At 39.4% G+C, this 23,396-nt stretch carries 22 protein-coding genes; 14 read left to right on the forward strand and 8 right to left on the reverse strand.

Translation table 11 applies throughout. The annotated features are described in order from the left end of the window. The first annotated feature begins 306 nt into the window (after window positions 1–306). Window positions 307–570 (forward strand): hypothetical protein, encoded by a 264-nt coding sequence (locus CSV61_RS14355; protein ID WP_099639785.1) that lies wholly within the window; start codon window positions 307–309, stop codon window positions 568–570. Window positions 571–823: 253 nt separating this feature from the next. Here CSV61_RS14355 and CSV61_RS14360 read toward each other — a convergent pair whose 3' ends face one another. From CSV61_RS14360 to CSV61_RS14370, 3 genes are all read right to left on the reverse strand, one after another. Then, window positions 824–2,569: a GMC family oxidoreductase gene (locus tag CSV61_RS14360; protein ID WP_083034002.1), complete on the reverse strand. Its 1,746-nt coding sequence runs from the start codon at window positions 2,567–2,569 to the stop codon at window positions 824–826. A gap of 17 nt (window positions 2,570–2,586) precedes the next feature. Next, window positions 2,587–3,420, reverse strand: coding sequence for a gluconate 2-dehydrogenase subunit 3 family protein (locus CSV61_RS14365; protein ID WP_099639786.1), 834 nt, complete (start codon window positions 3,418–3,420; stop codon window positions 2,587–2,589). 225 nt (window positions 3,421–3,645) lie between these two features. After that, complete coding sequence (locus tag CSV61_RS14370) at window positions 3,646–3,912, reverse strand: hypothetical protein (RefSeq protein ID WP_099639787.1); 267 nt, start codon at window positions 3,910–3,912, stop codon at window positions 3,646–3,648. 292 nt (window positions 3,913–4,204) lie between these two features. Between CSV61_RS14370 and CSV61_RS14375 the strand changes: the two genes are divergently transcribed. Beyond that, on the forward strand, window positions 4,205–4,717 hold the full coding sequence (locus CSV61_RS14375; protein WP_083033995.1) for a flavin reductase family protein: 513 nt from the start codon (window positions 4,205–4,207) through the stop codon (window positions 4,715–4,717). 65 nt (window positions 4,718–4,782) lie between these two features. Here CSV61_RS14375 and CSV61_RS14380 read toward each other — a convergent pair whose 3' ends face one another. Further along, window positions 4,783–5,667 (reverse strand): amidase, encoded by an 885-nt coding sequence (locus CSV61_RS14380; protein WP_099639788.1) that lies wholly within the window; start codon window positions 5,665–5,667, stop codon window positions 4,783–4,785. 217 nt (window positions 5,668–5,884) lie between these two features. Between CSV61_RS14380 and CSV61_RS14385 the strand changes: the two genes are divergently transcribed. Genes CSV61_RS14385 through CSV61_RS14405 form a run of 5 tightly spaced genes read left to right on the forward strand, consistent with a single transcriptional unit; the run spans window position 5,885 to window position 12,000 of the window. Further along, window positions 5,885–6,970: a hypothetical protein gene (locus CSV61_RS14385; protein WP_099639789.1), complete on the forward strand. Its 1,086-nt coding sequence runs from the start codon at window positions 5,885–5,887 to the stop codon at window positions 6,968–6,970. Beyond that, window positions 6,927–8,663 (forward strand): hypothetical protein, encoded by a 1,737-nt coding sequence (locus tag CSV61_RS14390; RefSeq protein ID WP_158233860.1) that lies wholly within the window; start codon window positions 6,927–6,929, stop codon window positions 8,661–8,663. Before CSV61_RS14385 ends, CSV61_RS14390 begins: the two co-directional genes overlap by 44 nt. Window positions 8,664–8,695: 32 nt before the next feature. Continuing rightward, entirely contained in the window at window positions 8,696–9,541 is an 846-nt protein-coding gene (locus tag CSV61_RS14395) for a response regulator (protein WP_158233861.1), read from the forward strand. Continuing rightward, window positions 9,534–10,571, forward strand: a complete 1,038-nt coding sequence (locus CSV61_RS14400) for a HEAT repeat domain-containing protein (RefSeq protein ID WP_099639792.1) — start codon at window positions 9,534–9,536, stop codon at window positions 10,569–10,571. The genes CSV61_RS14395 and CSV61_RS14400 overlap by 8 nt, the downstream gene beginning before the upstream one ends. A gap of 4 nt (window positions 10,572–10,575) precedes the next feature. Beyond that, a complete protein-coding gene (locus CSV61_RS14405; RefSeq protein WP_099639793.1) occupies window positions 10,576–12,000 on the forward strand; it encodes a glycosyltransferase family 2 protein in 1,425 nt (474 codons plus the stop codon). A gap of 64 nt (window positions 12,001–12,064) precedes the next feature. On the opposite strand, the gene CSV61_RS14410 is transcribed toward CSV61_RS14405, so the two are convergent. After that, window positions 12,065–13,471 carry a purine-cytosine permease family protein gene (locus CSV61_RS14410; RefSeq protein WP_083033990.1) on the reverse strand — a complete coding sequence of 469 codons (1,407 nt, stop codon included), beginning with the start codon at window positions 13,469–13,471 and terminating at the stop codon, window positions 12,065–12,067. A 316-nt stretch (window positions 13,472–13,787) separates the two neighbouring features. Next, a complete protein-coding gene (locus CSV61_RS14415) occupies window positions 13,788–14,687 on the reverse strand; it encodes a catalase (RefSeq protein ID WP_083033988.1) in 900 nt (299 codons plus the stop codon). A gap of 115 nt (window positions 14,688–14,802) precedes the next feature. On the opposite strand from CSV61_RS14415, the gene CSV61_RS14420 reads away from it, so the two are divergent. Beyond that, a complete protein-coding gene (locus CSV61_RS14420; protein ID WP_099639794.1) occupies window positions 14,803–15,360 on the forward strand; it encodes a YusW family protein in 558 nt (185 codons plus the stop codon). A gap of 95 nt (window positions 15,361–15,455) precedes the next feature. Here the strand turns inward: CSV61_RS14420 and CSV61_RS14425 are convergent, their stop codons facing one another. Continuing rightward, the gene (locus tag CSV61_RS14425) at window positions 15,456–15,800 is read right to left on the reverse strand and encodes a DUF3899 domain-containing protein (RefSeq protein ID WP_158233862.1); all 345 of its coding nucleotides are present in this window, start codon (window positions 15,798–15,800) and stop codon (window positions 15,456–15,458) included. Window positions 15,801–15,990: 190 nt separating this feature from the next. Between CSV61_RS14425 and CSV61_RS14430 the strand changes: the two genes are divergently transcribed. The 6 genes from CSV61_RS14430 (at window position 15,991) to ytvA (ending at window position 22,789) form a co-directional block, all read left to right on the forward strand. After that, window positions 15,991–17,724, forward strand: a complete 1,734-nt coding sequence (locus CSV61_RS14430; RefSeq protein ID WP_099639796.1) for a peptide ABC transporter substrate-binding protein — start codon at window positions 15,991–15,993, stop codon at window positions 17,722–17,724. Between the two features lie 171 nt (window positions 17,725–17,895). Then, complete coding sequence (gene opp3b / locus CSV61_RS14435; RefSeq protein ID WP_083033972.1) at window positions 17,896–18,828, forward strand: oligopeptide ABC transporter permease; 933 nt, start codon at window positions 17,896–17,898, stop codon at window positions 18,826–18,828. Beyond that, a complete protein-coding gene (gene opp3C / locus CSV61_RS14440) occupies window positions 18,828–19,853 on the forward strand; it encodes an oligopeptide ABC transporter permease (RefSeq protein ID WP_083033970.1) in 1,026 nt (341 codons plus the stop codon). The genes opp3b and opp3C overlap by 1 nt, the downstream gene beginning before the upstream one ends. Before the next feature lie 15 nt (window positions 19,854–19,868). Then, entirely contained in the window at window positions 19,869–20,933 is a 1,065-nt protein-coding gene (locus tag CSV61_RS14445; RefSeq protein ID WP_099639797.1) for an ABC transporter ATP-binding protein, read from the forward strand. After that, window positions 20,933–21,865, forward strand: a complete 933-nt coding sequence (locus CSV61_RS14450) for an ABC transporter ATP-binding protein (RefSeq protein WP_099639798.1) — start codon at window positions 20,933–20,935, stop codon at window positions 21,863–21,865. The genes CSV61_RS14445 and CSV61_RS14450 overlap by 1 nt, the downstream gene beginning before the upstream one ends. A 141-nt stretch (window positions 21,866–22,006) precedes the next feature. Next, window positions 22,007–22,789: a YtvA family blue-light photoreceptor gene (ytvA, locus tag CSV61_RS14455; protein WP_143561102.1), complete on the forward strand. Its 783-nt coding sequence runs from the start codon at window positions 22,007–22,009 to the stop codon at window positions 22,787–22,789. A gap of 45 nt (window positions 22,790–22,834) precedes the next feature. On the opposite strand, the gene CSV61_RS14460 is transcribed toward ytvA, so the two are convergent. Then, entirely contained in the window at window positions 22,835–23,323 is a 489-nt protein-coding gene (locus CSV61_RS14460; protein ID WP_083033962.1) for a DinB family protein, read from the reverse strand. Between the last annotated feature and the right edge of the window lie 73 nt (window positions 23,324–23,396).

A 23,396-nucleotide genomic window follows, 5' to 3' on the forward strand; every position in this document is an offset into this window, starting at 1 on the left:
CCAGTTTTCACCGTTCTTATTTAGTATAAGTACTTTTACTATAAAAAGCAAAGACTGCTGCTTGAAAATAGTATTTAGTAATAGATAGGCTTAAAAATTCTGTGTACAGGCTAATTTAACTGTTTACGTAGGAGGGAGGGGATAGAAGAGAAATTGGTTGTAGCTGTTGCGGGTGCTCGTGGATATATTGGTAATAATTTATTGAAATAGCTAAGTAGAAAAGCAAATGTTATTGGTCTTTCACGTAATGAAGATCAGTGAGGGAACACGGAAGACGTAGAGTAGCGATCTTGAGATCTGTTTTCTTTGAAAGATGCCGAGAAAGGTTTGGCTGTCGCTGATATTGCGGTATATCTCGTTTATTCTATGCAGAAATTAGCGAAATTATCTCAAGGAACTTTTGAAGACATGGATGTTATTTTAATGGATAACTTTGCGCAGTCCGCCAAAAAACAGGAGGTTAAACAAATTGTCTATTATGTCACACAAGCCAATATGCACGCGTTTGTCGTGTCTGGTTGCTGTCGGCATTTTGCGCGAATCTTAGTGCTATTGAACGTGATCGCTTAGGCGTTGTTGCTTCTAATATGCGGTAATAAAGTTCGGACAGCAGTGTTACATTGCTAATCCGAACTTTTATATTCTAGGATAGATGAGCTTTACTAGCACTATACATTCAGGTGGTTTTCAAGTAAAAATTCGATGACAAGTTGTTGATGCAAGCCTCGCCAAAAAAATAACATACACGACTTTTTGTATACTGTGTAAACCATAGGAAGTATAGATCGAAAAGCAGCCGATATCGATCCGGCTGCTTAGCTCGTTATGCGTTTAAAGTTTGTTGCTTCGCTTCCGCAAGCTGCCCGCCTTCTTTTAAATACTTCTCTACACCTTCAGCTGCACGATATGCCAATGCACCAATGGTTGAAGTGGGATGATGGCCTCCGAATTGAGGGAACGCTGAACCGCCTACTACGAATAAGTTATCCATTTCCCACATTTGAAGATAGTTATTCACTGCGGACGTTTCGGGGTCGGCACCCATAATAATTCCGCCCGCATAATGACCACCTGAATAGATATGATCGAACTCTTCAGGCACTTCATCTTCATCGACGATATCAGCACCCATTTCTTTCATGATTTCACTACATTTTTCAATCCCGAATTTGGCCATATTCCGATCATGATCCGTGTAACGATTCGTAATACGTAATAAGGGATCTCCGTATTCATCTTTGTACGTGGGGTCTAAATCTACGTAATTATGCCACCATGACATAACAGCGGGTGTATACCATGCTACTAGCGAACGGTTCGCATAATGGACCGAATTCTTCTTAAACTCAGATCCCCATTTTGGCGTGCCACGTGGGACATGGTTTGATGAAATAGCTCCGTCGCCATATTGTCGTAATTCTATACCGCCACCATTTATGAAGTCTACATTAGAGTGATCAAAGTTATCACCTGCAAAGTCACTCATAGTACCACCAAGAGCACCTGCGCCCGCGTAGAGGTTGAACTTCTTCTTTTCAAAGAACCCTCTTGCTCCTAAGAATGTAATATTGAATTGTCCATTAAAATTACGTCCAATGGTTCCTTTGCGTGTTGTTGGATCATACTGCGTCCCGATTTCTGAAAGCATCAACAAGCGATTGTTGGTGAATGAAAATGCACCTAGTACGACAACGTCTGCTGGTTGTTCATATTCAATACCTGTTCGTGTATCAGTAAACATTACACCGGTTGCTTTACCGTTTTGATGCAGTACACGTCGTACTAAAGAATTGGTACGAATTTCGCAGTTTCCAGATTTTCGTGCTGTTGGAATAACAGTAGCCAATGGGTCTGATTTAGCCGTAAAATCACAGCCGTACATCGTACAATAAGAGCAGAACATACAAGCATTTAATTTTTCACCGTCGGGATTAGTGTAGGCTTGTGATAAGTTACCGGAAGCCACTTGGAATGGATGGTAACCCATTCTCTCTGCTGTTTCTTTAAACAATTTCACGGCAGGTGATGCAAGCATAGGAGGGTTAGGATAATCATTTGAACGCTTGTCGCCAAGCGGATCAGGCTCTCCTGAAATTCCAGCAGTTTTCTCCCATTTATCGTAATAAGGTTCCATTTCATCATACGTGATACCCCAGTCTTGAATCGTCATGCCTTCAGGAATTTTTTCTTTGCCATACCGTTCAATAGTCTTGGAACGTAATTCAAAGTCGATAGCTCTCCAGCGATATGTAGCACCTGCCCAGTGCACACTACCTCCACCTAAATCAGTCCCAGCCATCATTTCTGCTCTCGTGCGGACAGGAAGAGCGGTGTCTTCCATTTTCACTCGTGATGTAATGGTTTCAGGTGATAGATTTTGCATCATCTCGTAACGATTTGTATAACGTAATTCATCTTTAACACCAATATAGTCTTGTCGATCCTGTTTCTTACCCCGTTCCAGCGTGACTACTTGATAGCCGGCTTTCGCTAGCTCGGCAGAAACTACTCCTCCTGCCCAACCGCTTCCGACTACAACTACATCTACTTTTTTTAATTTTTTCGCCATATGAGTTCCTCCTGTTATCAGTGTCCTTGGTAATTCCGTAAACTTTCAGGTTTCATTACGATGAAGTCTTCTGCTTCTATTTCTGCCGTGTAGCTCATACGTGGACCAGGGTATTCCTTCATCCTCCAGCCGTCCATATTGCGGTTCCCGCCATAGACTGGGTCAGCATACGCACCTTCTATAGTGGTTTGTAATAGTAGATTGAAGAACGTCGTCGAAGCAACTCCGTTCATCTTCGCTTTTCCCTCTTCGAACATCAGTAAAATTTCGTCTTGTTGCTCTGATTCTAGCTTAGGAAAATTCGTTTCGAATTTCTCTTGTGCCGTTTTTTCTAATGCATGTACACCTTCTAGGAAAATCTCTCCTCTTGTCATAGGAGTTTGATATCTAACGGCTGGTGTAGGTATTTGCGTCTCAGCATTGGGGCCTTTGTCTTGTTCCGTGTCTTCTAGGTTTTCATATGCATCGACGGCACCTGTCTGCAAAAACGGTCCTTTCATATATTCTTTTGCGTTCGTACCCCATTCGCCGGCAAGTTGTCGGTCGATAAAGTAAGGCACGCCAAGTTCAATAGCGCCTGGGCCTAAATCGTCTTTCGGGAATATCCTTTCAGTAGCAGCGGATAGGATCAGGAAGTCCTCGCTATTACTGAAAAATATCCGTGCTTCGAGTAAATGGCCATCTTCTTTCCCTGAATCTGTAGATTCGCCTGGTTTTTGGAGCTGATTAGTCAATAGACCGCCGAATAATGTTCCGCCAACTAGACCTCCAGCCAATAAGCCGGTATTTTTCATGAAATTTCTACGACTGATCCCATTTTGTGTATCTTCAGGTTGTCTAGGTTCTGTCACGTTGTTCTCCTCCTTGTACATATGACTTTCAAATTTTACCAATGTGCATCTACGTATCATATTGTGATGAATGGGTAGAGATTATACATAGTAATGATTTTTTATAGATTGAAATAAAACGTACGGTTTATGCAATATTCAGAATAAATTATTAAGTAAAAAAAGCCCCTGAAATTACGTAATCGATTTCAGGGGCTTAACGTTGCTACTATTGCTTATTTTTCATTAACTTTCTTCATCAACAGCTGGTTCCGTATCTACTTCTGGTTCATCTACATCTACTTCATCGTTTGTCGTACCATCTTCTGGTTCATCCACATCTACATCCACGTCATCATTTGGTGTAACATCTGCTGGTTGATCTACTTCTACATCGTCATTATCATCGATCACTGGGTCATCGTCCCCGCATGCGCTAAGGACGCCGACAGAAAGAATGGCAGCCGCTCCTACCTTTAATAAATTGTTTTTCTTTAGTTTATTCAAGTCCATTGTAAAGATCCTCCTCTAGATGTTTGATAGTCTTGCATATATTAATAATATCCTTATTTATATTTTGTAAACATGTAAATCTATAAGTAATTCTTTAGTACTGATAACGAATATAGCGAAGAAGATAGCAAACAATTGTACAGGTACATAAACTAGAAAAAACTAAACAACGAGTAGAAAAACTGAAGAATGAAGTTGAAAGTGCTATGATGGATAGAGAGATGCCTATTTCAAATGTGATGGACTTGATCCGTTATTTGAATTGGCTTATTTATAAAGGAGAGAATATTTCATGAAAAAAGAAGAACAACAGAATCTATTTAAAGAAATTATGGGGAATTATCCAACTGGTGTAACAGTTGTTACTGCAGTAACTGAAGATGGTACACCAGTTGGACTGACGGTAAACTCGTTCGCTTCCGTATCCTTGGATCCAATGCTACTCCTATGGTCGATCGATCATAAGGTATCTTCCATTAAAGCATTCACAGAAGGTGGAAAATTTGCTGTACACGTACTTGCAGGAGATCAAAAAGAGCTATGTAGTACATTCGCGAGCCGTGTAGAAGATCGTTTTTCTACTTGTAAATGGGAAATGTCGGATAATGGCGTACCCATTATTGAAGATGCATTCGGTGTGTTTGAGTGTAAGACTTTCCAAACGATTGAAGCGGGTGACCACACGATTATTATTGGAGAAGTAGTAGATCTTCAAGTAGAGAAAAATAAAGATCCTATGCTATATCACCGTAGAGTGTTTGGATCTGTGCCACCTGTTTTCTATCAACAAGATGACAAAGCATGAATTTGAAGCATGCAGACCGTTATATAGTAAGCCGTCTCCTTAACGAGACGGCTTTTCTTCATATATTATTTACGTTTCATCCAGCTTTCTAATGAATGGATAGCAATCCCACGGAATTCTTCAGAGTGATTAAATGAACGTTCTACTTCCTTTAACTGTTTCTCCATATACGCATTATTTTTACCAAAGAAAGATAGGTAGTCACCTTCGGAAGATTTACTAGTTTCTATTGCTACGCGTGCTTGCTTACCTGTGGCATTAGCGTAGTCTATTTCGCTTTGAGCTAAACTAATTATTCCGTTACGACTATTCGCTTTGTTGCGGTAAGCCATGACATTTATACTATCGGATTGGTCGATCAACCATTCAGATAGAACGCCTTCACCCATAATAGTTGAATAGAAGGTTTTATCGAACCAAAAGGGTATATCAATCCCAAAGTGCAATCCAAGAAGAGCCGACTCTCCGGCAGCGTATCGGATATTTTGCTGATAACTTTCGATCGTCATTTGTAAACTAGATTCCCATGTAGGCAGTATGTATGGCTCGATGTCCAAATGAATACCAGCAAATTGTTCAGTTTTTTCGGAAACAGATTGATATTTTTCTACCCATCGGAAGAAGCTTTGAACAGAATGTTGATTAGTTGCCCAATGAGGTGCACCATCAAGAGCATGTACTTCAATATTCTTTTCACTCGCTTTTTTTATAAAGTGTTGATATGCATCATCTGGTATATCTTCATTAACTTGCAAATACAACGTAGATACGTTCTTTTTATCTAAGAATTCAACAAGTGAATTAGATTGATCTACTATTTGCGTTGTGTGCCATAACCATGTAGCTTTTGGCTGATCTATACGCATCGTTAACATAGGTTTTAACCAAATGAAGTTGGATACAATCAATAGAATCACCGCCATCCAAACAAGTCGTACTTTCTTTGACATAGTCGTCACCTTTCTCTAATAAATTAAAATAGAGTAGAACTTTGTAATTATTAAGACCTACTGATTAATTATACAATAATATTACTTATTAAATCTAGTATATTTATACTAAATAGGTAGATATATTGTTTGTTTGAAAGAATAATCGGTGATATAGTAAGACTATAATTTGGATATTTGGTCGATATTCGACAGGAGTAAGGGAGAGATATAATTCGTGAAGAAACTAGCTATAGCCGTACTGCTGATCTTACTCGTGTTATCGCCAAGGATCTATTGGACTCTTAAAGAAGAGAAAATCATGGATATAGCAGTGATAGATAAGTCCGTTGCAAAAAAAGATTATCGTGAGCACAATGGTTTATTTCAGATATTAAATGGAAAGAAAATTACGCGGCTAGACGGTGAGCTTTATGACTTGGGTCTCGATTATTATGGTTTTGATCCATATGATCAAGTGGCCATGGAACCGTTTCGTGCCCGACCGCTCGATATGATTTACGTAGCGGATACATATGGGGTATTCGGTGATGACCTTAAAGATCAACCTGATGGTTCTCGTTCCGAACTCTTATACGGAGGAATGGAACTACTAGAGTGGAACGAATTAATGGCTAGTAAAAATGAAAATACAACATTAATTGCAGAGTTTAATAGTTTTGCATCACCTACCAGCGAAGAAGTGAGTACAGTTATGCAAAAAAATTTAGGCATTACGTGGACAGGCTGGATTGGTCGTTATTTCACTGACTTGGCGAATGAAGAAATACCCCGATGGCTTGTTGAAGGATATAGGGAACAGATGAATAGTGAGTGGGTGTTTGCAGGCGCAGGTCTTGCGTTTGTTCATACATCTGGAGAAGTGATTGTTCTGGATGGACAAGAAAGTAAAAGTGCCGCTCACTTCGAATTAACAAAAGACGGAAAGAAAAGGTTTCCCAAAGTGTATTCATCCGATTATCTTTATTGGTTTGATGTGGTAGAGCCGTATGGACAAACGAATGTACTGGCAACCTATGAATTTAATTTGACTGAAAAAGGGCGCAGTGTATTACTTGAGGCTGGCATCCCTGAAACATTTCCAGCAGTATTACATCAAGAACAGGAAAATACGTATTATTTTGCAGGAGATTATGCAGATTTTGATAAAAAGTCAATCGTTAAATGGCAAGGGATACATAATGTCTATAAATACTTTGCCAAAGATGTATCAGCTTTCTACTGGTTGACCTATTTTCCAATGATGGAAGAAATCTTGGATGAAACCTATGATAGGAAGAATGGTGAGGAAATTGACAAATGAACCTAAAAACCGGTTTTTCTTAAAGCTTCTCTTATGGTTTGTTTTTTTAAGTACACTAGGCGTAGGGGGAGGGGTTTTCTTCCTGTTGTTCGTTGTGGTGCCGATAGAGCAAGCCTTTACGGATCGTGGCTGGTCACAGTTTAAGATAGATCATGCCATGAAGTACTTTGTAGTAGGCTGGGTAATATTTGGCTTTGTTGTGTCATTTCTCTATTATAATTTTATTGTCAAAAAGAATCACTGGCTACTGACTTGGCTGTTGGCAGCAAGTTCAATTATGTTAACCGTTGCAGGATTATATTACTTTCTAAACACGGGTTCTGGAATCGTTCAAGCGTCCCAAGGAGAAGTGGTGGAAGGAGAACGTTTTACCTTCGGACCGTATCCAGAAAAAGAAGATTTACTTAGTTTAAAAGAACGTGGGTATGATGGTGTCATTACGTTGCTCAATCCGACATTACCTATTGAAAAACCTCTTCTAGGTCAGGAAGTTCGTTTCGCAGAAGAAGTAGAATTAGAAGTACATTCACTTCCTATGTTGCCTTGGGTTGGTGATAATACAAAATCTATTGAAAAAGTAAAAGAATTAATTACTCAGGATGATAAAAAATATTACGTTCATTGTTATTTAGGAAGACATCGAGTAGATGTAGTAAAACAGGTAATTAATGAAGAATTGGGTGATGATTTATATGCACTTCACTTTTTGCAACCTACAACATTAGAAAGAGGAAATCTATTCTACTTCCCAGATCAATCCATCCTGCTAGGACCTTATCCGACAGAAGAAGAATGGTTTACGCGAATTAAGCGAGGTGAGGTAGAAGAAATCGTTTCCCTATTAAAGGATCCGCAAGATTCCGAATGGCCGATAAAAGAAAAAAAGACCGTATCAGAAATTCAAATAAAATATACTAGTATGCCATTGAAAGAAGAACCGACACTGGATGATATTAAAAAGGTAGCTTCGTATGTACAATCACTAGATCATAAAGTATACGTACATGATTTTACGAATAGTACAGCGACCGCTATGTTGGAGTCGTACATAGACTGGGGCACTACCTTATTGGGAGATACCTCACCAATAGTACAGTGCGGTGAAACGGAATGGATTGGGCGCAAAATGTTGGTCGGTTGTCAGCCCGATAAGGTAGAACGAGATCGTTTACGTAAAATAGGTACTACAGACTTCATCCAACTTGATGGATTAAGCTTAACGGAACAATATCAATTGATTAAAGAAGTGAAAGACCAAAAACGCTTAGCATATTTAGTGGCGGGTCCATATCAAAAACAAGTAACACGTATGGCAACAGGTTTACTCTATGGATCGGCACAACGAGGTGAAGAATTAGAAGAAATAAAATTTATAAATGGACAAGCGAAGCGACATGAACGTAATTTGTTGGTCGGGCCAATGCTTGAATCGTCGGAGTATATGACATTTGCAACGGCTTATGGTGTGGCGCAAGTTATTTACTTGCAATCTCCGAGTACGAGCTCGGAGGAAGAGATGAAGCAAGTAAAAGAATTAGGGGCAGCTCACCATATTAAAGTGAAAGTAGTTCAAATGACTACAGGATACGAGGAAGAATTGATACCTTTACTGGATCGGGAAAGTGGGCTGAATTATATTATGACCGAGGATTCACTTACTTCTGAAGTAAACGCCTATTTGAAGAAATTCTAACAGCGAACGGGCTGATGAAAGGTGTAATGACGATGAAAATGAAAAATGGAGATGTAAATATGTTGGATGGATTACTCTTTCCACAACTCTTTCGTTGGCAATTGGCGAACATGAAACGCTTCCGGCAAGTATTCACATTAGTATTTGTGAAATGTCCCGAAAATCCCGAGAGTAAACATATTCTACTTGAACACATGCGAAATTCCGACTTGTTATTTAGTTTCCCGAAAGGTGAACCTGACATTATTTTAATGGCGCATACTGGTGAAGAAGAAGTGGATGTATTTATTGAAAGATTACGTAGGACTGAGACTAATCGGTCCTATCGTATGGTGGTTTCAGTAATGGAAATCCGTAATGGTGATGCGACACTAGAAGAAGTATTGCAGGCGGGGAACGAATCGCTAAATCGTGCATTCCAATTAACAGGAAGTACACCTTATGTGAAAGATCGTTCGTTTAGAAAGTTAGAGCGACAATGTGTACGGGTTAGCATTATTGACGAAGATCCTCTTGTCACAACGGTTATTCAGAAGCTAATAGAGCGTGTATCTTTAAGTCAATTGGAACTCGATATCCGAGTGTTTTATGATGGACAATCTTTTATTGAATCTGACTGGTATACATCCTCCCATACCCATGTAGTCATTGTGAATGATATTCTACCAAGAAAAAACGGACTGGAAGTACTATATACACTACGTACATTACCGAACACGAAAAAGTATCATGTTTTCATGATGACGAAACGAAAAAGTGAAACTGAAATGATTTTTGCTTATGAAAATGGAGTAGATGATTATATAACAAAGCCATTTAACCCCAATTTATTTGAATCGCAAATAAAGAAAGTGTTGAACCGGATTTATTATGGATAAGTTTTTACTGTCTTTGCTTTTCGTCATCCTAGTATTACTGATTATACTTTTCGCTCTATTTTTCTTGCTTGTGTTCTATAGAATGCGAGAAGTGAAAAATAAAAACAAAATGAACAGATATATCGAAGAACATCAAGCTGATTGGTGCGAGTATTTGCTGGGAGAGAAGTTTCCGATCGATTCACTTAAACCAGTCAGCCATTTAGAATTAGAAGCCATCGATGAGTTGTTTTTTCGCTTTAGTTATCATTTTGCATCCGATGAAATTACAGATAAAATAAATGCCTTTGCAGCGATGTACATGACTGACTACTATCATACAGGTCTCGCCAGTCGGAGTGGCAGTGTACGCATCAATACGCTAAACAAAATTCATTTATTTAACTTATCTTTTATGCTAGATGCAGTTATACAGCAACTTCAAGAGAAGGAAAAATATTCTAAGACGGAATACATTTTGATGTATGAGGTGATGGCAAAGTTCTCGGAAATGGACTTCGTTGCACACTTCATCCACCCCAGAGTTCCACTAGGTGAGTTTGATTATAAAAAACTATTGATGGAATTAGATGAGACGCAAATTCGTTTGCTAGCCGAAAATTTTAACGAACTATCTGAAGTGTTGCAATTGACGTTGATTGAAATTGTAGGTGTTCGCCACTATCTTGATTGGCTTCCGTTGCTACATGAATGTTTAAAAAGCTCAACGCAAGAATTACGGATCCACGCATTAAAGAGTATAGCTGATCTAGAAGTGGCAGATGCGCTTAAGTTATATGAAGGATTCTCATATTCACCTGTTTGGGAAGAACGTTTGATGACAGCTAAGATTTTTCGTTCCGCACCTACAGAAGAGGCGTTACCTGTACTCAATCACTTGATAAAGGATCCCACTTATCCAGTTCGTGCACAAGCTGCAAAATCTATGAAATCATTAAGAAATGGCCAACAAGCACTTTATTCTGTTATTACGACGTCGTCCGATGAGTTCGCCGTAGATGTGGCAGAAGAGATGTTCGGAAAGGAGTAATGAGATGAATTTACCTGTAATTACTTCTTCGTTTTTTGCGTTTGTTGGCTATATTTTACTCGCATATATGCTGGCTGTTATTTTCGCGTATACATCAATGTTAATAATTGCATTCATTCAATTAGGAAAAGAACGAAAGTTGCAGAAAAATTTATCGGATGAAGAAGCGGTAGACTTTATATATACACAACCTGTGACTATTATCGTCCCTGCCTATAACGAGCAAGAAGGAGTGCTTGGAAATATCTATTCATTATTAGCATTGCAGTATCCACAATTTGAGATATTGGTAATCAATGACGGATCTACAGACAATACGGAAGACATAGTAATTGAACACTTTAATATGAAACCGATTCGTAAAGTAGTGAACAAGCAGATTGAAACACAACCTATTGAAGCGATCTATCAGTCCGATATGCACCCTAATTTATTACTGATTACGAAAGTGAATGGCGGAAAAGCAGATGCATTAAATGTGGGAATCAATGTCTCTAAGTATCCATATTTCTGTTCGATTGATGGAGATTCAATACTGGATCGCACATCACTGTTACGTGTGATGAAGCCTATTATGGAATCCAATAAAGAAGTAATAGCGACAGGTGGCAACGTGCGCATTGCCAATGGTTACGAAATTCAAATGGGGCAAGTCGTTAGAGAAGGGCTGCCAAACTCTGCCATCGTCATGATGCAGATCGTGGAGTATATGCGTGCGTTTCTTATGGGGCGTATGGCGCTTAGTAAGTATAATCTAGTATTAATCATTTCAGGTGCATTCAGTGTTTTTTCAAAGAAATGGGTGCTGCAAGTAGGTGGTTATGCCAAGAATACAGTCGGTGAGGATATGGAACTTGTAGTTAAGCTACATGAAGAGATTTCTGATCGTAAAGAAGGCAAAGAAATCATCTTTACACCTGATCCTGTTTGCTGGACAGAAGCTCCTGATAACTTCAAGGATTTACGCACACAACGTCGGCGCTGGCATCAAGGATTGGCCGAAAGTCTCTGGCTACACAAAAAGATGGCATTCAATCCGAGGTATGGTTCAGTAGGTCTGATATCCATTCCGTATTTCTTGTTCATTGAATTACTTGGACCTTTAATTGAATTGGCTGGTTACGCGTATATGGTACTTTCTTTATTTATGGGAGAAGTATATATGATATTCGCAGGAATCCTTGGATTATTATTTATTTTATATGGATCTTTGTTTTCGATGGCATCGGTATTATTAGAAGCGTGGAGCCGTAATACATATCCAAAAGTAGAAGATTTATTCCGTCTAGTGATGCTATCGCTGACTGAAGCGTTTTGGTATCGCCCGCTAACGCTAGTTTGGCGCGCTGAAGGAATTATACGTGCTCTGCGTGGTAAACGTGAATGGGGAAGCATTCAACGTAGGGGATTATCTGAAGATAGGGAATGAAAAAGCCTAAATGGTCGGCTTAACCGATCATTTAGGCTTTTTTTATAAAGGCATACTATAGTTATTACCCTAATTTATCATCTGCTGTAATGTCATTTGGTTCACGTACTAAGTAATATTTACCTTTTGTATATATAGCGATTACTACTGTCAATATCGCGGCCAGTATGGAAGCGACGAATGCGGCTGTAGATTGCAGGAATATGCCGAGATAACCAGACGCTGCGATGGCCCCAAATGTACTGGCTATTAGTAACGAAGCGACGCCAACAGGATTCCACTTATACAAATATTCTTGCCTCGATACATAATAAGTTGGACCGATTTTAAGCCACTTTTTGACAACCAATGCATCCGTCACCAGAATGGCAGCCCAGGAAAATAGAAACACACCTTGGAAAGTCATGACAGTATCTAGATGATCTACGATTCCACCGAGCATCAGTAAGATCGCACTTGTAGCTGAGATGACTACCCAGAATCTACGGCCAGGCGTGAACCGAAATACATTCTCAAAGAAATTCGATAGTGAAAGGGAACTACTGTATATATTGGTTACGTTAATTCGTAACTGTGTCAGCATCGTAAATAATGCACCGCCAATTCCTAGCAATAAGACGATGTAGACGCCGGGATCTTTTTCTAAGAATCTTACACCGAACCAAATACCAAGTCCGCCCATTACTCCATAACAGAAAATCTGTGGAATGAAACCGATTGCAATTGAACCGAATTTTCGATCAGATGGTTTTAGGAAACGAGCATAGTCTGAAGCTAGTAGAGCGGTCAGTCCCATAATTCCATTGTGCATCCCGATACAGAACAATAACGCTGTTCCTCCAAATTGAACACCTTCAGGCATATAAGAGAACACAGATCCTGTGTAAACAGCCGGTTTGATGAACGATACGACAATCGCAGCAACTAGGAATATCATAAATACTGGCATGGACCATTTTTGAAGTTTGTCCAGCTGCTCGATTCCGAACCAGTTCAGTGGAATAACAAGTGTTCCGAAGATCACAATCAAAATCCACTTAGGAAAGTCCGGTGTGAAATAGTGAACAGCAGATACGAGAATCAACCCTTCAAACGCACAATACATAATAAAGTTTGAGGCGTATATTAATGAAGTTAGCGAAGAGCCAATATAACCGAATCCACCGCTCCGTGATAAAAGATTAACATTCATGCCTGATTTTGCGGATAAGTACGCAATCACGGTACCAAGTAGACCAGCTACAATGATGGCGTAAATAGCCGATACAATAGCGTTTGGTGCACCGAATTGCAAAGCCATGACGCTACCCATTTGAAAATAAAAGATGGCAGTTGCGATTCCGAACGTAATGTTCGTAATGCTCAGCCAACCTTTATTACGGTCTTCTAAAGGTACACGATCTAAGGAATAATCCTTTTCTGTGTCAACATCTTCTATAGTCCCCAGTACTTTTTCTTTTTCTGTTGTCATACACATCAGCTCCTCGTAATAAATAGTCAACCCCTCTGGCTGCTTAGCTAGCACGTTCTTAATCATATAGGATGATGATATTGGTTCGTCCTTTGAATCGACACGGTATTAGTTTAACAAAAACATAATGAAAAAATCAAGTTTAGGATGACTTGGTAATAGTAACAAGGTAAGTACTTGATTTTCTAAATGATTATAGACTTTCTAATGAAATAAAGCCTAAATAAGTCATCCCTAATATTGTAAGTTTTTTAGTGAAAATAGAAAGAGTGAATACTATCTTATCGTCACTTGCATTATGTTAATCTAGTAATGCTTACATGCTATTTTTGACGCCACGTCGTTTAGCAGATTCATCGTACGCTGCGGAACGGAAGTGTAATACGGGATCATCACTGCATTCTATACCTTTTATAGTAACTGTTGGATCAAAGACAAAGGACTCTGCATTATCTGTACGTAGTGAGTGCAGTGTAAGGATTCCTGCTTCAATTAATTTTCGATCATCTGGCCAGGCGATGGTGGGATCAGCTGTTTCATCCCCTTGTTCAGCTAGCTGCATACGTAAGCGAAAACGTACAGGATGTCCTTGTTGCACTTTATGAATGAGTTCATTTTCCATAGAATTACTAGTAGTATTTTCATTGTTTTGTATAAAAGGTTGCCATTCAAAACGGACAGCTTGTCTCTCTAGATCGTCGTTCTTTAAAAAATACGCATGAATAGAGTAGTAATGAAGAGATTCGAAATTACGAAACGGTTTCAGTTCTTTTAAAATTGAACCAAAAGCTTTGTACTCTGTATTATGCATAAGTGCATCTATTCGTTGTGACCATGTACTGGTTGAGTCGAATGCTTGTAGTAGACGAATAAAGGCTTCTGGAGTTTTGCTGATGAATATTGGTACATTGACCATTGTTAAATTTGTGTATGTATGATCAGGTAATTGAAAACGCACGGCCATACCTTTAATTGGATTCAATCGTTTAGTTGAGTTTGGATCTGTAGAACTGTGAGAAAAACGCACAACAGTGGGAACTTCAGCTTTTTGTAGATGAGCAGCTGTAGTCCAAGGAACAGCCGCCCCGGTTGGTTGGAAAGTTGCATCAAATGCGATACCGGTCGCATGCGCACGTCGTAAATGGTTTTCTGTATGGAATGTTGATTCAATGGAATCAATTGCTTCGACAGCAGTTATGGGTTTCTGATTGTTCATTTGATATCACTCCTATACTTACCAACATACCCTTCATTAAATAAAACTAACCGTTTGGGAAGTAGCAAAATAGGGAACCACTAAAAAGTACTATGTCATTTAGGAGGAATATTTCATGAAACGTTTGGTAATAACAGGAGCATCAGTCGTGGCGCTAGCATTGGCGGGATGTGGAACGGATGCGACAGATGATAAAGTAGAAGAGAATTCTAATGCAGTTAATCCTCCAGTAGAGCAACCATTAGAGCCAGCTACCGGTGATACGAATCAAGATACTGATGATGCTGTAACCGATACTGCAACAGACTCCACCACTGACTCAGCAACAAAGGATATGCAAGCAGACATGGACAAGCTCTCATTTAAAGAAATCGAATTGGAGGTTTCTTACGGTAACAACAAAGAATATGAAGCGGAAATTGAACAAGATGAAAACGAACCAATTAAAGCTAAAGTAGAAGATGAACTAAATGAAATGTATTTGACAGGTCAGGAAGCATTTGATGATGTATATTCAAAAGTGAAAAGTCTAGATGTGACAAAAGATAGCTCACAACAAGAAACAATTGATGACATACTAAAAGCTTTTAATCTCCAAGCGGACTATCAAGAATTTGAAGTGGAAATTAAATTCAATGATGGAAGTAAGTTGAAGATAGAAGATCGTAAATGATCACGACTTTCTAAAGATAGTTGGGATCATTTGTATAAAGTATATTAATAAACTAAAAATCTCGGCATCTCCTTTATTGGAAGTGCCGAGACTTTTTATAGATAGTATAAGATAAGCGCCACCATCATTAATATAAAGGTTGGCATCCCTGCAAGGAACAACCAAGCAGGGCTCGCTGACAGTACTTCAGATGGGGCACGCATAGATTCGATTGCCTCTCTTTGCCCCTTTCTAGCAAATACTTTGCGCGAACTTTTCATAAAGAAATCAAAGAAGCCGGTACGGACAACAAACACAACTCCTCCAATGAATAGCAAGGAACTACTAACGAAAAAGGAAGCATTAATATAGCCAAGTAGTGAGAGTTTACCGTAAATTGAATAGACAGAAATAACAATTATCAATTGAGATATGAGAAATACAATACTATTACGTTTCATAGAAATCCTTCTTTTCATTTATAAAGTTTGGAACTACTATCTATCTTACAATATACGAGTCGGAATGTGTAGAATCTTCTATAATAGTTTAAAATTAAGACAATAACGTTGTGAGCGTTTACATCTATAAATTTTTCTTGTATAATGAAAAAGCTAGCACTTCAAAAATACCAAAGGGGAGGTCAACAATTTGAAGAATAATAAGTGGCTTTTATTAATGGCGCTAACATTAGTGCTAAGTATGTTCCTAGCTGCATGTGGCGGTTCGAAAGACGAAGAAAAGCCGGCAGACGGGGACGACAAAGACCAGGCAACAACTGAAGAGCCAGAAGAAAAACAGCATGCTAAAGACGAAGAAGGGGAGCCGGACGCTGAGCAAGTACTATACTTAGCCGAATCTGCAGCTATCCCGTCTGTTGATTCTTCAATCGTGGAAGATCAAGTTGGTTTCAATGTATTAAACAATATCAACGAAGGTTTATATCGTTTAAATCAAGAAAACATTGCAGAACCTGCGATGGCTGCTGAAGAAGCAGAAGTTAGCGAAGATGGGTTGACGTATACGTTCAAACTTCGCGACGCAATGTGGGCTGATGAAACACCTGTTACAGCGGATGACTTCGTTTATGCTTGGCAGCGTGCAATTGATCCAGCGACAGGTTCACCTTACGGACCATTCATGATGTCTGGCGTAGTGAAAAACGCGACAGCAATCTCTGAAGAAAAAATGGAAGTATCTGAGCTTGGCGTTAAAGCCGTAGATGAAAAGACGTTTGAAGTAACACTTGAACGTCCAGTACCTTATTTCTTGTCACTTATGTCATTCGGAACATTCTATCCTCTTAAAGAAGAGTTCGTAGCTTCTAAAGCAGATGCATACGCTACAAACTCTGATAGCCTACTATCAAATGGACCGTTTGTTTTAACTGAATGGGATGGAACAGGCGATAGCTGGACTTATGTGAAAAACGAACATTACTGGGATGCAGAAAACGTAAAACTTAATGAAATTCATGTAAACGTTGTTAAAGATTCTGCGACTGCTGTAAAGCTTTACCAAGATGGCAAGTTAGATCGCGCAGGAGTTTCTGGCGACTTGGCTATGCAATATCGTGATGATGAAGAAGCTGTTATCCAGCCGGAAACATCTGTTTTCTACTTCAAGTTTAACCAAGAACGTGATGGGAAAGAAACACCGCTTGCGAATGAGAACATCCGTAAAGCTATCGCTAAATCATTCGAGAAGGAAGATATGGCGGACGTAGTATTAGCTAACGGTTCATTACCTGCAAACTTCCTAGTACCAAAAAACTTTACGTTTGATGAAAATGAAAAAGACTTCCGTGAGTTGAGCGGCGACCACTTGGAGTACAACGTGGAAGAAGCACAAGAGCACTGGAAAAAAGGACTTGAAGAATTAGGTGTTGAATCTCTTGATCTTGAAATTCTTGGCGGAGATACTGAGCTTTCTAAGAAAATGGACGAGTACTTTAAGTCTCAATTAGAAGGTAACCTAGAAGGACTTTCAATTTCATTGAAAGAAGTACCATTCTCTGTACGTTTGGATTTAGATGGAAACCAAGACTATGATATTCAAGTATCAGGTTGGGGACCAGATTTCCAAGACCCGATTTCATTCTTGGATCTATTTGTAACAGATGGTACGAACAACTTAATGTCTTATTCTAACCCTGAATACGATAAATTGATTGAAGATTCAAAAGGAGAATTAGCTCTTAAACCAGAAGAGCGCTATGAAGCATTCGCAAAAGCTGAAAAAATGTTGCTCGATGAAGATGCTGCAATTGCACCAATCTATCAGCGTGGTTTAATCTTTTTACACAAACCTTACTTTAAAGGTTTAGTAGATCATCCATTTGGCGCGGACTATAGCTACAAGTGGGCGTACATTTCAGGTAAATAATTGTAATGTAGTAAGGATTCAAGTTTAATAGGGGAGAGTATATGGTGATCACTATCCATATACTCTCTTTTTAGTAACATCAAATAGTTGCAATATTTAATTTCTTGTCGAAGATTGTCACGTGAGTACTTGCATAGCAAGTAAGAAACTCTTTTGGAGGTGTAACGTACCGTGGTTAAGTATATTGGAAAACGCATAGTATATATGTTCATAACGCTGTTTTTAATTGCAACGGCCTCTTTTTTCCTCATGCAAACTTTGCCAGGTTCACCGATCGCTTCTTACAACAAATTGAATGATACACAGAAAGCGATTGTTGAAAAGAAGTATGGAATCGATAAGCCTAAGCCTGTGCAATACGCAATATATATGAAAAACTTGGCAAAAGGTGATTTGGGAACCTCATTCGTATTTAAGGGGAAAAGTGTCAACGATTTATTGGCTACGAGATTAAAACCTTCTTTAATCTTGGGAGCGCAAGCGATGGTCTTCGGGACTATTGTTGGAATCTTATTAGGTATGCTTGCTGCTTTGAAGCATAATACATTTTGGGATTATGGAAGCACTTTCTTTGCAATACTCGGTATTTCCATTCCGTCCTTTGTATTTGCATCGTTGCTGCAATATTGGATTGCTTCAGAATGGCATTTATTACCGGTCGGTTTGTGGAACGACGGTTGGAAATCTAGTGTCCTGCCATCGCTTGCACTCGCTATGGGGCCACTTGCCCTATCCGCGCGCTTCATACGGACTGAGATGATAGAAGTATTGAATTCAGATTACATTATTTTGGCTAAAGCAAAAGGTGCCAATGGTTTTGAAATTGCTTTCAAACACGCTTTTCGAAATGCATTAATACCTTTGATCACAGTTCTCGGACCACTCGCAGCTGGTTTAGTAACAGGGTCACTCGTTGTAGAACAAATCTTTGCAATTCCAGGAATAGGTGAGCAATTCGTTTCGTCCATCATGACGAATGACCATGCAACAATCATGGGTACGACATTATTGTTCTCCGCTTTCCTCATTTTGGTTATTTTTATAGTGGATATTTTATATGGAGTTATCGATCCGCGTATCCGCGTGTCTGGAGGTAAGGGATAATGCGCAATGAATTTGAACAGGAAGAGCTGACGCAAGAGGATTTTGAACGGATCACGATCGACGCGGAACAGGCAGAACGAATAGAGAAGCCGAGTTTAAGTTTCTGGCAAGACGCATGGTTAGGACTCCGTAAAAATAAAGCAGCTATTGTTAGTATGATTGTTCTTTTATTAGTTATACTTATGGCGCTCATCGGTCCTCATTTAAATGGACACGCAGGGGATGCACAAAACTTACGTCACGCAAACTTACCGCCTAAAATACCTGGTATCGAAGCAACAGGATTTTTTGATGGAGATGGTAAATTGGCAGGAAAGACTGTTAATCTCTACGAAATGAAAAAAGTAGATGAATATTATTGGTTCGGTACGGATGGTTTGGGTCGTGACTTATTTACACGGTTATGGGAAGGTACACGTGTATCTTTATTTATTGCATTTGTAGCAGCAGCTATTGATATGGTTATAGGTGTTGCGTATGGAGGAATTTCGGGATACTTTGGTGGACGAACAGATGATATTATGCAACGGGTTGTCGAGATTTTGATTGGTATTCCTACATTGATTGTTGTTATATTAATGATCATGATCATGGATCCGGGAATAACCGCCATAATCGTCGCGATCACTATAACTGGTTGGATAGGGATGTCACGTATTGTACGTGCGCAGACATTGAAATATAAATCGCAAGAATTCGTATTAGCTTCACGCACACTAGGCGCCAAAGATGGAAAAATTATTACGAAACACTTACTACCGAATATGCTAGGGATTATTATCATCAACACGATGTTCACAATTCCCAATGCGATTTTCTTTGAAGCGTTCTTAAGCTTTATCGGGATCGGGCTTCAGCCCCCAGCTGCTTCGTTAGGAACATTGATTAACGACGGATACAAAGTGATGGAGAATCAGCCATACGTATTATTGTTCCCCGCCATTGTCATCAGTGTTCTCATGATTGCATTTAACTTGATTGGTGACGGACTACGTGATGCACTAGATCCTAAAATGAAAGATTAAGAGGAGGAGAGCAAGTTGACAAAAATATTAGAAGTAAAAGACCTCGAGCTTTCCTTCCATACATTTGCAGGTGAAGTGAAAGCGATTCGTGGCGTAAACTTTGATTTGCATAAAGGAGAGACGCTCGCTATCGTAGGAGAGTCAGGATCGGGTAAATCTGTTACGACGAAATCCATCATGCGACTCCTACCTGAATCAAGTGCTGAATATAAGCATGGTGAAATTTCATTTGAAGGAAGAGATCTAACGAAAATTCCTGAAAAAGATATGCAAAAGATTCGTGGGAAAGATATATCGATGATTTTCCAAGACCCGATGACTTCATTAAATCCAACTATGACAATTGGAAGACAAATCATGGAGCCAATCTTAAAACACCAGAAGTTGAATAAATCACAAGCACGTCAACAGACGATTGAACTTTTGAACCTAGTCGGTATACCCAATGCCGAAAATCGTTACAAGATGTATCCTCACCAATTTTCTGGTGGGCAACGTCAGCGTATCGTGATTGCGATAGCGCTAGCGTGTAATCCTAAAATTTTGATAGCGGATGAACCAACGACTGCACTAGATGTCACGATTCAGGCGCAAATCCTGGAGCTGATGAAAGATATTCAGAAGAAGACTGATACATCTATCATATTCATTACGCATGACCTGGGTGTAGTAGCAAACGTCGCCGATCGAGTGGCGGTTATGTATGGCGGTCGAATTGTTGAAATCGGTACAGTAGATGAGATTTTCTATAATCCACAGCATCCTTACACATGGGGCTTACTAAGCTCCATGCCATCTATGGATTTAGAAGAGCAAAAGCTGTATGCGATTCCAGGTACACCGCCTGATTTATTAAATCCTCCAAAGGGGGATGCATTCGCACTCCGGAGTGAATATGCAATGAAAATTGATATGGAGCGGCAGCCACCTTTCTTCCAAGTGAGTGATACTCATTACGCAGCGACATGGTTATTGCACCCGCAAGCACCACAGGTGGAACCGCCGGCCCTTATTATTGAACGTATGAAAACCTTTAAAGGTAGTCGGTACTATGTTGATCAGACGGGAGGTACTGTGTGATGTCAGACAATTTAATAGAAGTACGTAACCTTAAACAATATTTTAATGCAGGGAAATCTACTGAAGTCCGTGCGATTGATGACATTAGCTTCACTATTAAGCGAGGAGAAACATTCGGTTTAGTAGGCGAGTCAGGTTGTGGTAAATCGACAACAGGACGTACAATGATCCGGTTATATGATGCGACAGCGGGTCAAGTTCTCTACGACGGTGTAGATGTTCATGCGCCGAAAAGCAAAAAGGACAATCATATATTGAATAGAAAAATGCAAATGATTTTCCAAGATCCTTATGCTTCTTTAAATCCACGGATGAAAGTCTTGGATATTATTGCAGAAGGATTAGATATACATGGCTTGGTAAAAGGAAAGTCTGAACGTAAGCAACGAGTCATTGATTTGCTTGAGACTGTTGGTTTAAATCGTGAACATGCTGAGCGTTATCCGCATGAGTTCTCAGGTGGTCAGCGTCAGCGTATCGGAATTGCACGTGCATTAGCTGTAGATCCTGAATTCATCATTGCGGATGAACCGATCTCTGCACTGGACGTTTCTATTCAAGCGCAAGTCGTCAACTTGTTGAAAGAACTACAGGAGGAAAAAGGATTGACCTACTTATTCATCGCCCATGATCTATCGATGGTTAAGTATATATCCGATCGTATTGGCGTGATGTATTTCGGTAAACTAGTGGAGATGGCTCCAGCAGATGAATTGTACCGAAACCCCATGCACGCTTATACAAAATCTTTGCTGTCAGCGATTCCGCTACCGGATCCTATTTATGAACGTTCCCGTGTGCGCCATCCGTATAATCCAAAGGACCATCAATACGGTCCCGACGAAAAAGTGGAATTTCGCGAAATCACACCTGAACACTTTGTATTATGTTCAGAGAAAGAACTTGCTAAGATGCAAGCTACACGAGTATAAGATAAGATCCTTCTGACTATATAGTGGTCAGAGGGATTTTCTTTATCTCTAAGGAACCCAATAGTTTACCTGATAATCTGTACGTTTCATCGAACAATGTGCTAGTATTGAAATACTAAATACCATTTGAATTGATAGGGTGTGTTTAAAATAAAGAAATTAACGGAGGCAGTTCAAAGACAATTGATGGAAGCGGTCATTGATGGTAGTAGAGTTGGAGCTTTGATAACAGACGCTTCGCAAGAGGATAATCCGATAATTTTTGCCAATAAAACATTCGAGACCCTAACAGGGTATACTCAGGAAGAGATACTTGGGCGGAACTGCAGATTTCTTCAAGGTAAAGAAACAGATCCATCTACAGTATCGAAGATCAGAAGAGCGGTTTCGGAAAGAGTGCCTCTTACGATTGTTTTGAAAAACTATAAAAAAGACGGTACATTATTTTGGAATCGACTCAGTCTTCGTCCGATTGTAATTGATGAGGTACCATATTTTATTGGTACGCAAACTGATGTTTCAGTACAATACAGACAGATAGAGGAACTACATACGAAAGATCATGAAATAGAACAGCTCATGTTACCCATTATGAGAATTTATGATAATTTGGCGGCGGTATCACTAATTGGTCAAATGACGGAAGAACGTTTTAATCTATTGATTACAAAACTGAGTAACTACGTTCACACGAATGAAGTAGATCATGTAATGATCGACATAACAGGTTTGTATTGGCAACAAGGGACTTCAGTTGACCGTTTGTTGGAAATACAGCAAGTACTGACGCTTATTGGGTGTAATCTTTATATTACAGGTATTACACCAGATCTTGCATATAAATTAGCAGCAGCTAAAGATCCCCAGCAAAGATTAAAAACCTTTTCAAGTATACAGCAAGCCATTTACTATATTCAGCGATAGAGAAAAGACCTCTACCCTAACGAAAAGTTAGAGTGGAGGTCTTTATCAGATACCGAGTTGTTCTTTTACTTCTTTAATTTGTTCGATATGGCGCAGTTCATGGTAGCCGACAAATGGAATCCACTGCGTAAGGCTCATATCGCCAAAAACAGGATGCGTATAAGATCTCACTGCTAATTGATCTTCTAATGCGTTTTCGGCTATATCATGTAAAGTCAAATGAGTAGCGGAGAGTTTACATTTCAAGTCGTGGAGAGTAGAAAATTCTGAAGTCGGTGTCACGAAATTAGGAGCATCTACCTTTTTAGAACGATCAACAGTTAGTTGAATCGGCTTAACCGTTGTGATGCTCTGGTTGTCGTTAGCAAGCTTGGCTTGAATGGTTTTAGCGACACTACCTTCCATTAAGTATAGATGTTCTAAGATTTGTTTAATGGACCATCTGTCATCAGCCGGTTTACGATTAATCACTTCATCTGACAGGTGCTCTACTTGTGCTAAAAGCTCTTTACGTGCTTGGTCATTGATTTCCATAGTCGTCACCCCTTTTTATTATAGTATCACTGTCTAGACAAATAATCTTTTTTAAAAGCTTGAAGAATAGGAG

Origin of the sequence: Sporosarcina sp. P3 (assembly GCF_002743415.1) — a bacterium.
Taxonomy (GTDB): Bacteria; Bacillota; Bacilli; order Bacillales_A; family Planococcaceae; genus Sporosarcina; species Sporosarcina ureae_A.

Coding starts and splice junctions, on each gene's coding strand:
- CSV61_RS14360 (WP_083034002.1), bottom strand. CDS start 2,569: ATGGCGAAAAAATTAAAAAAAGTAGATGTAGTTGTAGTCGGAAGCGGT.
- CSV61_RS14370 (WP_099639787.1), bottom strand. CDS start 3,912: ATGGACTTGAATAAACTAAAGAAAAACAATTTATTAAAGGTAGGAGCG.
- CSV61_RS14375 (WP_083033995.1), top strand. CDS start 4,205: ATGAAAAAAGAAGAACAACAGAATCTATTTAAAGAAATTATGGGGAAT.
- CSV61_RS14380 (WP_099639788.1), bottom strand. CDS start 5,667: ATGTCAAAGAAAGTACGACTTGTTTGGATGGCGGTGATTCTATTGATT.
- CSV61_RS14390 (WP_158233860.1), top strand. CDS start 6,927: ATGAAACCTATGATAGGAAGAATGGTGAGGAAATTGACAAATGAACCT.
- CSV61_RS14395 (WP_158233861.1), top strand. CDS start 8,696: ATGAAAATGAAAAATGGAGATGTAAATATGTTGGATGGATTACTCTTT.
- CSV61_RS14400 (WP_099639792.1), top strand. CDS start 9,534: ATGGATAAGTTTTTACTGTCTTTGCTTTTCGTCATCCTAGTATTACTG.
- CSV61_RS14405 (WP_099639793.1), top strand. CDS start 10,576: ATGAATTTACCTGTAATTACTTCTTCGTTTTTTGCGTTTGTTGGCTAT.
- CSV61_RS14410 (WP_083033990.1), bottom strand. CDS start 13,471: ATGACAACAGAAAAAGAAAAAGTACTGGGGACTATAGAAGATGTTGAC.
- CSV61_RS14415 (WP_083033988.1), bottom strand. CDS start 14,687: ATGAACAATCAGAAACCCATAACTGCTGTCGAAGCAATTGATTCCATT.
- CSV61_RS14420 (WP_099639794.1), top strand. CDS start 14,803: ATGAAACGTTTGGTAATAACAGGAGCATCAGTCGTGGCGCTAGCATTG.
- CSV61_RS14425 (WP_158233862.1), bottom strand. CDS start 15,800: ATGAAACGTAATAGTATTGTATTTCTCATATCTCAATTGATAATTGTT.
- opp3C (WP_083033970.1), top strand. CDS start 18,828: ATGCGCAATGAATTTGAACAGGAAGAGCTGACGCAAGAGGATTTTGAA.
- CSV61_RS14450 (WP_099639798.1), top strand. CDS start 20,933: ATGTCAGACAATTTAATAGAAGTACGTAACCTTAAACAATATTTTAAT.
- CSV61_RS14460 (WP_083033962.1), bottom strand. CDS start 23,323: ATGGAAATCAATGACCAAGCACGTAAAGAGCTTTTAGCACAAGTAGAG.